This is a genomic window from Anaerolineales bacterium (assembly GCA_019637755.1).
Classification (GTDB): Bacteria; Chloroflexota; Anaerolineae; order Anaerolineales; family UBA11579; genus JAMCZK01.
On sequence record JAHBVC010000001.1, the window covers coordinates 636463 to 648844 of the forward strand.

Annotated in this window: 13 protein-coding genes; 5 read left to right on the forward strand and 8 right to left on the reverse strand. The window is 60.8% G+C overall.

Annotation, left to right across the window (positions count from 1 at the left end):
- Positions 1–116 precede the first annotated feature (116 nt).
- Positions 117–653, reverse strand: a complete 537-nt coding sequence (locus tag KF821_03265; protein ID MBX3004831.1) for a hypothetical protein — start codon at positions 651–653, stop codon at positions 117–119.
- A gap of 141 nt (positions 654–794) precedes the next feature.
- Between KF821_03265 and ung the strand changes: the two genes are divergently transcribed.
- The gene (ung, locus tag KF821_03270) at positions 795–1457 is read left to right on the forward strand and encodes a uracil-DNA glycosylase (GenBank protein ID MBX3004832.1); all 663 of its coding nucleotides are present in this window, start codon (positions 795–797) and stop codon (positions 1455–1457) included.
- Positions 1458–1924: 467 nt separating this feature from the next.
- On the opposite strand, the gene KF821_03275 is transcribed toward ung, so the two are convergent.
- The 4 genes from KF821_03275 to KF821_03290 all read right to left on the reverse strand — a co-directional run bounded on the left by KF821_03275 (position 1925) and on the right by KF821_03290 (position 6126).
- On the reverse strand, positions 1925–2764 hold the full coding sequence (locus tag KF821_03275) for an EamA family transporter (GenBank protein MBX3004833.1): 840 nt from the start codon (positions 2762–2764) through the stop codon (positions 1925–1927).
- 36 nt (positions 2765–2800) lie between these two features.
- Positions 2801–3316: an SET domain-containing protein-lysine N-methyltransferase gene (locus tag KF821_03280; GenBank protein MBX3004834.1), complete on the reverse strand. Its 516-nt coding sequence runs from the start codon at positions 3314–3316 to the stop codon at positions 2801–2803.
- Between the two features lie 58 nt (positions 3317–3374).
- A complete protein-coding gene (locus KF821_03285; GenBank protein ID MBX3004835.1) occupies positions 3375–5357 on the reverse strand; it encodes an AMP-binding protein in 1983 nt (660 codons plus the stop codon).
- A gap of 91 nt (positions 5358–5448) precedes the next feature.
- Entirely contained in the window at positions 5449–6126 is a 678-nt protein-coding gene (locus tag KF821_03290) for a class I SAM-dependent methyltransferase (GenBank protein ID MBX3004836.1), read from the reverse strand.
- 133 nt (positions 6127–6259) lie between these two features.
- On the opposite strand from KF821_03290, the gene KF821_03295 reads away from it, so the two are divergent.
- The 4 genes from KF821_03295 to KF821_03310 are packed head-to-tail and all read left to right on the forward strand — an operon-like array spanning position 6260 to position 9078.
- On the forward strand, positions 6260–6718 hold the full coding sequence (locus KF821_03295; protein ID MBX3004837.1) for a MarR family transcriptional regulator: 459 nt from the start codon (positions 6260–6262) through the stop codon (positions 6716–6718).
- A gap of 5 nt (positions 6719–6723) precedes the next feature.
- Positions 6724–7521 (forward strand): ATP-binding cassette domain-containing protein, encoded by a 798-nt coding sequence (locus KF821_03300; GenBank protein MBX3004838.1) that lies wholly within the window; start codon positions 6724–6726, stop codon positions 7519–7521.
- Positions 7502–8251: an NAD(P)H-binding protein gene (locus tag KF821_03305; protein ID MBX3004839.1), complete on the forward strand. Its 750-nt coding sequence runs from the start codon at positions 7502–7504 to the stop codon at positions 8249–8251. The genes KF821_03300 and KF821_03305 overlap by 20 nt, the downstream gene beginning before the upstream one ends.
- Positions 8248–9078 carry an ABC transporter permease gene (locus KF821_03310; GenBank protein MBX3004840.1) on the forward strand — a complete coding sequence of 277 codons (831 nt, stop codon included), beginning with the start codon at positions 8248–8250 and terminating at the stop codon, positions 9076–9078. The genes KF821_03305 and KF821_03310 overlap by 4 nt, the downstream gene beginning before the upstream one ends.
- Before the next feature lie 446 nt (positions 9079–9524).
- Here KF821_03310 and KF821_03315 read toward each other — a convergent pair whose 3' ends face one another.
- The 3 genes from KF821_03315 to KF821_03325 all read right to left on the reverse strand — a co-directional run bounded on the left by KF821_03315 (position 9525) and on the right by KF821_03325 (position 12367).
- Positions 9525–10451: an SPFH domain-containing protein gene (locus tag KF821_03315; protein MBX3004841.1), complete on the reverse strand. Its 927-nt coding sequence runs from the start codon at positions 10449–10451 to the stop codon at positions 9525–9527.
- A 371-nt stretch (positions 10452–10822) separates the two neighbouring features.
- Entirely contained in the window at positions 10823–11488 is a 666-nt protein-coding gene (locus tag KF821_03320; protein ID MBX3004842.1) for a histidine phosphatase family protein, read from the reverse strand.
- A 246-nt stretch (positions 11489–11734) separates the two neighbouring features.
- Positions 11735–12367, reverse strand: coding sequence for an aquaporin (locus KF821_03325; GenBank protein MBX3004843.1), 633 nt, complete (start codon positions 12365–12367; stop codon positions 11735–11737).
- Positions 12368–12382 lie beyond the last annotated feature (15 nt).

Sequence of the window (12382 nt, forward strand, 5' to 3'; positions counted from 1 at the left end):
GCTCCTTTTTAAAAGACTTTCTCAGATTCTAACTCCATGCCGGGCAATCAAAAGCAATCGATTAATCGGAAAGCCAGAGCCGCGCCAGCGTGCCAATGTGTTGTCGGTGTTGTAGGTCAGGTCGGTTGTGTCGGTGTTGTCGCTGTTGTCGCTGTTGTCGATGTTGTCGCTTCCTGGATGAGCGTAGTGAGGATGCGTTGAAGGCCGCGTTTTACTTCTCTGGGGAGCGGCTGGGTGATGGGCATGTAGCACACGCCGCCGGGCTGGGCGAACCGGAGGGCAAGGCCGCGGCGCACCAACACTTGCATGCGGCGGTGGGTGTTGCTACGGTCGGCCATGAGGGTGTGGCTGAGTTGGGCGAGCGTGGCGCTGCCGAGGTAGCGCAGCGTCACCAGCGCCTGACGCTGACGATAGGACAGACCGGGGATTTGCATCACGGGCACGACCAGCGCCAGTGCCTGGCGCAGGTGCTGGCGTTCCCATTCTCCGCATTCATCCAGTGCGGCGTGGATGGCTTCGAGCGGCGGTTTGTTGCCCTTGAGGTGGCGTTCGATACGCCGACACAGGGAAAGCCAGGGCGTGTTTTTGAGGTGTTGCAGGCGTTCGACCGGCAGCCCCTGCAATACGGCGTAGAGGGTTTCGAGATTTAGCATGCGGAAAGTAATGCCATAGATTCTTTTAAACGCTAGCGTTTGATTGCTTATATCAAGCTACTGGACACATGATCAAAGGCAATCGATTAATCATTAAATCGATTGCTTTTTGATGAATTTACGCTGTTTTATACTTCCAGCATGGATGTACGCATTGAAACCAGTTGGAAAGAAAAATTGGCCGAGGAATTTGAGAAGCCCTATTTCGCCCAACTGGCTGAGTTTGTGCGCGCCGAGTACAAGCAGTTCACCATCTACCCGCCGGGCGGCAAGATCTTCAACGCTTTTGACGCCTGCCCGTTTGACAAGGTGAAGGTGGTGATTCTGGGGCAAGACCCGTATCACGGCCCTGGCCAGGCCAACGGCCTGAGCTTCTCGGTGAATGATGGCGTGCCGCTGCCGCCCTCGCTGCAGAACATCTACAAGGAATTGCAGGCCGATCTGGGCAGCCAGCCGCCCGCCAGCGGCGACCTGGCGCGCTGGGCGCAGCAAGGCGTGCTGCTGCTGAACGCCACGCTGACGGTGCGCCGCGGTGCGGCGGCCAGCCATCAGGGCAAGGGGTGGGAGGAGTTCACCGATGCGGCGCTGCGCCTGCTCTCGCAGGAGCGCGAGCACATCGTATTCATCTTGTGGGGCGCGTATGCGCGCCGCAAAGGCGCCTTCATCGATCGTATGAAGCACCTGGTGCTGGAGTCAGCGCACCCTTCGCCGCTCTCGGCGCACAATGGCTTCTTCGGCAGCAAGCCGTTTTCGAAGACGAATGCCTATTTGCAGCAATATGGGATTGAGCCGGTGGAATGGTAAAAAATGCCTCACCACAAGAAACAAAACTGAAGTATTCGCTGCGCTTAAATCTTGATCTTTCTTAAGGGGCTCTGCCCCTTTGCCCCGCTTAGGGGGAACTACACTTCGTGTTAGCAGTTCCCCTAAGAACCCCCCCTCGGACTGTAGCGGCTGGCTCGTGCAACCTAAGCAGGGCTTCAGTGAACCCTGCGTTGGATACGATGAAGACGTATTCCAGCGCAAAGCACTATAGCTTGGCGAGCTTTAATTTTTCCTTCGCCTAAGGGGCTCCGCCCCTTGCCCCGCTTAGGGGGAACTGCTAGTTCCCCCTAAGAACCCCCTCAGACTGTAGGGTCTGGCTCGTGCAGCCCAAACAGGGCTTCAGTGAACCCCGCGTTGATGATATGAAAGAATGCAAACTGACTGAGCACTCCTCCCCTGCACCGCAAAAACCTTTGTGCTCTTTGTGTCTTTGTGGTTAAGGCTTTCTACACGGTAATCAGCGCCACGGCCAGTAAGGCCAAGAGCACACCGAAGACCTGCAAGCGGCTGAGGTGCTCCTTCTCGATGATGCGCGCCAACAGCACGGTGATGCCGGGGTAGAGTGAGACCAGCACGGCGGCAATATCCAGGCGGCCCGCTTGCACGGCGCGCAGGAACAGAAAGTTGCCGAGCACATCACCGATGCCGGAGCCGATCAGCAGCCCCACCGGCAGCTTGCGGGTGGGCAGTTGGCTGCGCCCTGCGAACCACACGGCGGCCAGCGCCAGGCTGGAGACCAGGCGGCTGGCGGCCAGCGGCCAGAAGGTGGCCGCGGCACTGATCTGCCCGAGGGCGGTGAAGAACAAGCCGAAGCCCAGACCGGCGAGGAGCGCCAAACCCAATCCAGAGTTTTGACTCGCCGCGCCGCCGCGCGGGGAGATCAGCCAAATGCTGAGCAAGGCCACGCCGAAGCCGAGCAACTGCTGCTGGCCTGGCACGCCCAGGCTCAGGATAGCGAACAGCACGGGCACCACCGCGCCGACGGCTGCCGCCACCGGCGAGACTACGCCCATGCGCCCCACCGCAAAGCCGCGTAGCATGGCGACATAGCCCACGGTGCCTACCAGGCCGCCGAGGATGCCCCAGCCCAAGTCGGCCCAGGAGGTGAACGCTTCCGCGGTGACCAGCGCGGCCAAGAGCGCGGCGACGAAGCCGATCGGCAGCGACAGCATCAGGGTCAGCAAGGGGCCGATGCGGCGCGCCGTCAGGCCGCTGACAAAATCGCCCACGCCCCAGGCAATCGACGCGCTGAGCGCGTAAACAATCGAAGCAACGAGTATGTTCATGAAATCAGGCAGGCTTGTAACAACGCAACGGCCAGATTACTTCCTGGCTTTACCCTGCTTACCGGCCGCCTTCTTGGATGCAGGCTTCTTGGCGGCAGGCTTCTTGGTCTTGAGTGGCTCCAGCATGCTGCCGCGGCAATTGGCGGCGCCGCAGCGGCAGCGATAGATCTTGTCTACGTCGGGCGCATCGTCTTTGCTGCGGGTGAGGTTGTAGTCATAGAAGAGTTCTTCGCCGGGCGCAATCGTGCGGATGGCCTCGATAAAGATGCGGCCTTTGTCATCCACCGCCTCGCAGTTAGGGTCACACGAGTGATTGATAAAACGGGCGTCATTGCCATTCACACCGGCATCGATGGTGGTCTTCTTATCTACATTGAATAGCACCACAATGCTGCGCGGGCCAGCCTTGGCATAGCGTTCATCGGCCTCTTCGGGAGTAATGCGCTGCCCTTGATATTCGATGATGCGCGTGCCCTTGCGAATCTTTGTGATCGCAAAGCCACCATAGCGATGGATCGGCGATTTGCGAACTTCCATATATTTGTTGGTCATAGTCACCACGGTAAAAGGATAGGTAAAGATATGAGCAGATAGATTAACCGAAAATCGATTAATCACCTAATCGTTTAACGGCATTGCGAATGTGCTCCACGGCCTGCGGGTTCACCAGCGAAGAGGTATCGCCCGGGTCTTGGCCGAGGTAGGCAGCGCGCACCATGCGGCGCATGACCTTGGCATTGCGCGTCTTGGGCAGGTCTGAAACGAAGAGAATCTCCTTCGGCGCCAGCGGCTTACCGAGTGCATCCGCCAGCAGGCTGCGTAGCTGAGAGGCCAGCTGTTCGGCGGCCAGGGCTTCGCCGCCGGCGGCGCCGGGCGCCAGCACGCACAGCGCCACGACCACATTGCCCTTGAGCTCATCCGGCACGGCGATGGCGGCAGCCTCCACCACGGCGGGGTGCGCGACCAGCACGGACTCGACCTCGGCTGGGCCGAGGCGCTTGCCGGCCACCTTGATGGTGTCATCCGAGCGGCCGAGGATGTACCACTGGCCGTCTTCGTCTCGGGCGGCCCAGTCTCCATGTACCCAGGTATCCGGCCAGCGTGACCAGTAGGTGTCCTCGTAGCGGGTCGGGTCGCCCCAAAAGCCGCGGGTCATACCGATCCAGGGAGCTTTGATGACCAGCTCACCGACCTGGCCGGTGACGGAGTGGCCGTTTTCGTCGAGCACATCGGCGGCGATGCCGGGGCACGGCCCGGCGAAGGCGGTGGGCTTGAGCGGCAGGATGGGATTGCCCATGACGATGCCGCCCGAAATCTCGGTGCCGCCGGAGTAGTTGATGATGGGCCGTTTGCCCTGCCCCACTGTGTTGAAGAGCCATAGCCACGGGTCGGGGTTCCACGGCTCCCCCGTGGAGGCGAAGTAGCGCAAGCTGGTTAGGTCATGCGCTTTGGGCAGCGCGTCGCCTAGCGGCATGAGCACACGCACCAAGGTGGGTGAGATGCCGAGGGTGGTGATGCTGTGCTGGGCGACCTGTGCCCAGGTGCGATCCGGCTGCGGGTAATCCGGCGCGCCATCGAAGAGGAAGAAGGTGGCGCCGAGCAGCAGCGCGCCGAAGACCAGCCACGGCCCCATCATCCAGCCCATGTCGGTCATCCAATAGATAAGGTGGCCGGGGCGCACATCGGTACCGAAGGCCATGTCTTGCGCGGCTTTCACCGGGAAGCCGCAATGCGTGTGCAGCGCGCCCTTGGGGCGCCCAGTGGTGCCTGAGGTGTAAATGATCATCAGCGGATCTTCGGCGGCGGTGCGCTCGGTTTCGGCGATGGGCGATTGAGTATCGACCAGCTCGTGCCACCAGTGGTCACGGCCGCGCACAAAGGGCACGGGCAGCTTGGCATGGTCAAGCACGATGATGTGCTGCAGGGCGGGCAACTGCGCCGCGGCGGCATCGGCGATGGATTTCATCTCTACGGGCTTGCCGCGGCGCGGGAAGCCATCGGCGGTGAAGAGCGCTTTGGCGTCTCCATCTGCTAAGCGGCTAACGACCGCATCCACGCCGTAGCCGGAGAAGAGCGGCAGGATGATGCCGCCGATTTTGGCGACGGCGAGCAGGGCCACGGCGATCTCGGGCACCAAGGGCATGAAGATGCCCACGGCATCGCCCTTGCCAATGCCCAGCGAACGCAGGGCATTGGCCGCCTGGTTGACCTGGGCGTGAAGCTGCGCATACGTGAGGGTGCGGCTGGCGCCGTCTTCGCCTTCCCATACCAGCGCGGGGCGGTCTTTGTGCGGACTACTTTGGTATTTATCCAGACAGTTGTGGATGATGTTCATCTCGCCGCCCACGCACCACTGCGGCCAGGCGATGCCACGGCTCAGGTCAACGACGTTGCTATAGGGCGTGTAGAACTGGATATCCAGGAACTTGAGCACGGCATCGGTGAACCAGGCGACATCGCTAGTGGAACGTTGCATCAGCTCATCAAAGCTGGCGATGTGGTGGGCGCGCATGAATTCGGTGAGGCGCGCGTTTTTAATATAGTCGGGGGTTGGCCGCCAGACGATGGGGCCAGTGGCGAAGTCTGCGGGCATGGGGATATTGTATTGTAGATTAGTCGGCTGGTCGGTTGGTCGGTTAGTCGATTGGTCGAGTAATCGACTAATCAACTAATCAACTAATCAGTTAATCGCTTACTTTAGTTGCAGTCAGTGAAAAGAAATAATCCCCTAGCCACACATCCATATCACTGAAGCCGAGCGCGGCGAGCTGGCGCTGGAGCGCGGGCACGTCGTGATAGAGCTTGACGATGCGATAGGTTGCGCCGTTGTGCAGCGTGCGGGTTTGCTCGTGCTCGTTTTCGAGCGGGCCGGAGAGCTGCTTGCCAGCGGCGGGCTCATCGGCAATGAAGATGCGCCCGCCCGGCCGCACCGCGGCGGCCGCCTGCTGCAAAAAGGTGGCCAAGCGGTCTGCCGGTACGTGCGAGAGCCAGAAGGCGATGAACACCAGGTCATATTGGGTTTGCGGCTGCCAGGCGAACAGATCGGCCAGTTGGTAGCGCACGCGCGGCGAGTTCAGCTTAGCCTGGTGGGTGGCCAGCATCTCGGGCGCGCCGTCTACGGCGGTGATGTGCTGGCTGAGCGCCAGCAGCGGCCGCGTCCACAGGCCGGTGCCGCAAGCCAGCTCCAGGGTGTGCTCCACCACGGGCAGTTGCGCCAGGCGCTGCTGGATGCGCGCCCACTCGGCAGCCACGGCGGGGTCGCTCGGCCCGGCAAAGCGCCCGGTATGGTTGACCGATTCGTCGTACTCACGGGCGCGGGCGTTGTAGTAGGCCAATTGCTGGGCCAAAAGATCATCCGTCATACTGAGATTGTAAATAGACTCGAATCAAACGGCAATCAATGGCAATCGGATTAATGGATTAGCCGATGCCTTGATTGACATGCCGCCCACGTTTAAGATATATTTATTATCAAATAGTTTCCAAATATAACTAATGACCAAAGCCCACCGCCCTACCGCCGCCAGTGAAGTGCTCGACACCGTGCCGATGGTGATGCGCAGCATCCGGCGCAATTTCCGTGCCCTACGTGACCCCGATCTGACCCTGCCCCAGTTTCGCGCCCTGGCCTACATCAACCGCAACCCCGGCTGCGCGCTTAACGAAGTAGCCGAATTCGTAGGCGTAGAGGCGCCGGCGGCGAGCAAGCTGGTGGAGCACCTGGTGCAGCGCGGGCTGGCCACGCGCCAGGCGGATGCGCAAGACCGCCGCCGCGTGCAATTGCGCCTTTCGCCCGCAGGCGAGGAGAGCATTCAAACCACGCGCCAGCACACGCGCGAATTTTTGGACGCGCAACTGGCCCATCTGACCGCCGCCGAGCAAGCCAGCCTGCAAACCGCAATGCAAATCCTGCGGGCCGCTTTTGAACGCCGCCCGGATTCTTCCAAGGAGTAATCTGCATGAACGTGATTGAGACCCATGAGTTAACGCGCCGTTTTGGCGACTTTACTGCCGTAAATGGCGTATCGCTCTCGCTGCAAGAAGGTGAGATCTTTGGCCTGCTCGGTCCGAACGGGGCGGGCAAGACCACGATGATCAAAATGCTCACCACCCTCTTGCCGCCCAGCAGTGGCCAGGCCACCGTGGCGGGCTACGATGTGCACAGCCAATCGGCGTTGGTGCGCGGCGCCACCGGCTACGTGCCGCAACTGCTCTCCGCCGACGGCAACATGACCGGTTACGAGAACCTGCTGATCTTTGCCAAGATCTTTGATCTGCCGGCGGCGGTGCGCGAAGAGCGCATTCACAAGCTGCTGGAGATGATGGACCTGCAAGCGGCCGCCAGAAAAATGGTTAAGACCTATTCAGGCGGCATGATCCGCAAACTGGAGATCGCCCAATCGGTGATCCACCGCCCCAAGGTGCTGTTCCTCGACGAGCCCACCGTCGGGCTGGACCCGATCGCGCGTGCCTCGGTATGGGAACACATCCAACGCCTGCGCGAGGAATTCCACACCACCATCCTGCTGACCACGCATTACATGGAAGAAGCGGATGGCTTGTGCCACCGTATCGCCATCATGCATCAGGGGCAACTGGCGGCGATGGGCACCCCCGAAGAGCTCAAGGCGGCGGTGAACAGCGGCGCGGCCACCCTGGATGATGTTTTCACTCATTACGCCGGGGCCGCCATCGAGGCGGGCGGCACCTACATCCAAACCGCGCGGACGCGGATCAATGCCCAACGCGTCGGCTGAGCCGCGGCGCGTCTTCGTGGCCGGGGCCAGCGGCGCGGTGGGCCAGCCGCTGGTGCGCCTGTTGGTGGCGGATGGCTGGCAGGTGGTAGCCGCTACGCGCACGCCGGCCAAGGCGGCCCTGCTGCAACAACTGGGCGCCGAGCCCTGTGTGGTGGATGTGTTTGACGCCGCCGCCCTGGATACGGCGCTGCAGCAGGCCGCGCCGCACGCCGTGATCCACCAGCTCACCGATCTACGCGGCATTCACGAGCCGGCGCTACGCCCGGCCCTGCTGGAACGCAACGCCGAGCTGCGTATCCGCGGCACGCGCAACCTGATCGCGGCGGCCGAGGCGGCTGGCGTGATGCGCATGGTGGCGCAAAGCATTGCGTTCATCTACGCGCCGGGCGCCACACCTCATGTGGAGCACGACCCGCTCAGCGAGGACGCCAGCCAGCAAGGCACCGTTGACGCAGTGCGCCAACTGGAGCAGCAAGTCTTGCAGGCGCAGTTGACCGGACTGGTACTGCGCTATGGGCATTTTTACGGCCCCGGCACAGGCGTGGCGGCGCCGCCCAGCGGCGGCCCGGTGCATGTGCATGCCGCGGCGGATGCCGCCCGCAAGGCGCTCAGCCTGGGCGCGGCGGGCATCTACAACATTGCCGAAGACGATGGTGCCGTATCCAGCCAGAAAGCGCTCCAGGCGCTGGGCTGGGCACCCGAATTTCGAATACACGAGGATATGAAATGACTGAGATCGCCACCCCACATCATCTGCCGAGCGCACAGCCCGGGTTGCTGGCCAGGATCGGGTACTTTATCCGCAAGACGCTGAACATTGCCGAGATGGAGATGCGCAAGCTGCGCCACGAGCCTACGGACCTGCTGACGCGGGCGGCGCAGCCGGTTTTGTGGATCCTGATCTTCGGACAGGTCATGGCGCGCGTACGCGCCATCCCCACCGGCGAGATCGGCTATCTGGAATTCATGTCACCGGGCATCCTGGCGCAGAGCATGCTGTTCATCTCGATCTTCTATGGCATCTCGATCATTTGGGAGCGCGACCTGGGCATCATCCACAAGTTTCTGGCAGGTCCGGCGCCGCGAGCGGCGCTGGTGCTGGGCAAGGGGCTCTCGGCCGGGGTGCGCGGCATTTCGCAGATTCTGATCATTTATCCGCTGGCGTATGTGCTCGGCGTGCAGTTGGATTTTCACCTGCTCAGCCTGGTGGGCACTTTCGTCACCGTTATGCTCGGGGCGGTGCTGTTCTCCACCTTTTCGCTGTTCGTTGCCATTAAGGTTAAGACGCGCGAGCGTTTTATGGGCATTGGCCAGTTTATGACCATGCCACTGTTCTTCGCCAGCAATGCGATCTACCCGATCGAGATGATGCCCGGCTGGCTGCAGACCATCTCCCGGTTCAATCCGCTCACCTATGTGGTCGATGCACTGCGCACCTTTATGCTGCAGGGCGGCGAGAGCCATTTTGGTTTGGGCACCGATTTCGCGGTGCTGCTGCTGGTTTCCGCCTTCCTGGTATGGGCCGCCGGCCGCGCCTACCCGGGCTTTGTGAATTAAGGGTAGTGCAGCAAACTCAAGCAGTGAGCAACAGAGTGGAAGGTTGAGAAACCAGCCTTAACGGATTCCTCCTCGGCTACGCCTCGTCGGAATGACAAAAGGCAAGACGGGCGCAGCATGCTGTGCCCTACCCCAGCCTGTCATTGCGAGGCCGTGAAGCGGCACAGCCGCTGAACAACGAAGCAATCCCCAAGTGCAGGCGCAAACAGGCTTTGGGACTGCTCCAAGCAGGCTGTCATTCCGAGCGAGCGGCGTAGCCGTGAGCAGGAAACCTTTAGGGCATTACAAACAGGCTTAGTATGCTATGCCCTAAAGGTTTCCTCGCTGTGCTCGTAATGACGGCTTGGTTCTATAAAGGGCGCAGCGTGCTGCGCCCCTACAGACTATAGACCATACAAAAAAGAGCCACCCTTTTGGGCGGCTCTTTGCATTCTGCCAGTGCGGCACTATTCGTTGGGCGTGTTGTCGCTCATTTCGTTGCCGACGTAGATGGCATTACGAATCTGCTCGGTCAGATCACCCACGGCATTGGGGGTGTAAGGCACCATGATCACCTTGCTGCCGGCGTGCGCGCCGATGTCCTTGAGCATATCGAAGTGCTGGGTCACCATCAACAGATCCATCACGGTCTGGGGCGAGACGCTGGGGATCTCCTTTTGGAACTCACCCACGGCCACACTGAGGCCCTGGGCAATTTCCTTACGTTGATTGGCGATACCGACACCTTGCAAGCGCTTGCTTTCCGCTTCACCCTCGGCCGCCTTGACGGTGAGGATGTACTCGGCCTCGGCCTTCTGGGCGGCGGCCAAGCGCAGGCGCTCCTGGGTGTTGATCTCGTTCATCGCCTGCTTCACCTTGGCATCCGGATCGATGTCGGTGATCAGGGTCTGGCGAATGTCATAGCCAAAATCTTCCATGGCCTCGGAGAGCTCGGTGCGCACGGCGTTGGCAATGTCTTCCTTGTTCTCGAAGACCTCGTCCAAGGGCATCTTGGGCACATTGGCACGCACGACATCGAAAACGAAGGAGCGGATCTGGGTGTGCGGGTCTTGCAAGCGATAGAAGGCATCGAAGACCTTGTCCTCACGAATGAGGTACTGCACAGACACCGTCATGCGCACAAAGACGTTGTCTTTGGTCTTGGTTTCAATTTCCACATCCAGTTGCTGCAGGCGCAGGTTGACGCGGCCGGCAATGGTTTCGATGAGTGGAAGTTTGAAGTTGAGGCCAGCACGATAGATGCGGGCAAACTTACCGAAGCGCTGGACGATGACGGCGCTTTGCTGTTGCACAGTAAAAATAGTGCCCGGAATAAGGATCAGCAATACGACGAACCAGAAGGCGTATGTGCCGATCGAAGACAAGAAGCTCATTGGGTTCCTCCTTATGTAAACGGCCCTAAAGGCGGGTCAGCGGAGGCGCCGCTGCGACTCAGCAGAATTGCTGATTAGTATAGGGTACACGAAAATTCATAGATTTTCGTAAGAATGGAGTAGTTGACAGTAACCAGTTGACAGCTAACAGTTGACGGTTGACAGAGCGTAGCTGGTTTGACAGTTGACAGAGCGTATCTGGTTTGCTGGTTTGCTGGTTTGCTGGTCTTGACTGTTCACTGTTGACCGTTCACTGTTCACTGTCGACTGTTTACTGTCAACTGCAAACTGTTGTTTGACAGTTGACAGAACGTATCTGATTTGCTGGGTAGCTGGTCTGCTGGTCTTGACTGTTCACTGTCAACTGTCGACTATTCCCCTTCGTGGGCATGGGATGGCACCAACAAGGAGCTCACCGGCAGATCGCCCAAATGACCCAGGTCGTTGAAGGCAAACAGACGCCACTGGTGATTCTGGGCGTTGTAGGTGAACCGAGCAAAACCCGTGTTCTGGAAGTGAAAGCGTGGCCCCTGGAAATTGGCCTGGGGTGTGATGCCTAAGATGGCGTACATCAGCATGCCCAGGAAGCCGCGGTGTGAGACCACCAGGTACTGGCCAGCGGGCTGGCTGAGCAATTGCTGCAACAGTTGGCCGGCGCGCAGGAACAGTTGCCACTGCCCTTCGCCGCTATTGCCGTAGCCCTGGTACGGCGTCAGGAACGGTGGGGGCGGCACGCGGCGGCTGGCCTCTGCATGGCTCAGGCCAGTAAGCTCACCCAGGTGGCGCTCGGCCAGCAATGGTTCCAGCTCCAGCGGCGCGGGCACTTGCTGCTGGACGATCTCGGCGGTTTGGCGGGCGCGCTGCAGCGGGCTGGCAAAGATGCGGGTGAACTGCTGGCCGGCGCTACGCCAGCGGGTTGCCAGGGCGGCGGCTTGCTGGCGGCCCAGCGCGGTGAGCGGGAATTCGGCCTGGCCTTGATGCTTGTGATCCAGGTTGCCTTGCGACTCGGCGTGTCGCAGCAGGGTAAATTCATACATGTTGCACCTCGTGCGTAGCTCGAGCGATACATACTGCAAGCCGCCGGCCGCCCCTTACGGGGCGCCAGCGCAGTTACGTTCGCTCTTGACTTGTGAGGCTAGCCGGGAAACCGATGGCCATCAAGTTATAAAGCTACCTTTAATTCGGCAGATTGTATCTGGCTTGGCTACGAATGCAAGCGCAATCGGCAACAAAAAAAACGGATGGTGCGTCTGCACCACCCGCTTTTTGTAAGGCTACACGCGCTATTTCAGGAAGCGTTGGCTCCAGGCGGCCAACGCCGCGCCGGCGAAGGGGCCGACGATATAGATCCATAAGCTGGCCAGGCCGCCGGTGAACAGCGCCGGGCCGAAGGTGCGCGCCGGGTTGAGCGAGGCACCGGTGAGCGGGCCGCCCATCAGGATCAGCGCGGCCAAGGTGACACCGATGGCTACCCCGGCAAACGGCGTGCTGTCTTTCTGCACGGCGGTGCGCAACACCACCGTTGCCAGCAGGAAGGTGAGGGCCGCCTCGACCACGATGGCCTGCAGCGCGCTCACGCCGGCGGCGGGCAAGGTAGCACCCAGGCCGCTGCTGGCCCCGCCGAGGACGATGTACAGCAGGCCGGCACCGAAGGCCCCGCCCAGCATCTGGGCCGCCCAGTAGCGCAGCGCCTGCGGCCACTTGAGCTTGCCCGAGAGGGTGATGGCCAAGGTGACAGCCGGGTTGATGTGCGTGCCTGAAATCGCCCCGTAAGCATAGGCCATGCCGATCAGGATGAGGCCGTGGGCCAGGGCTACGCCGACGACACCACCGATGCCCAGTGCGCCAGCCCCCGCGCCGACAAAGATCAGTGCGGCGGTGCCAATGAATTCAGCCAACCAGATTTTTGTTTTCATAACTCTCTCCTCGAT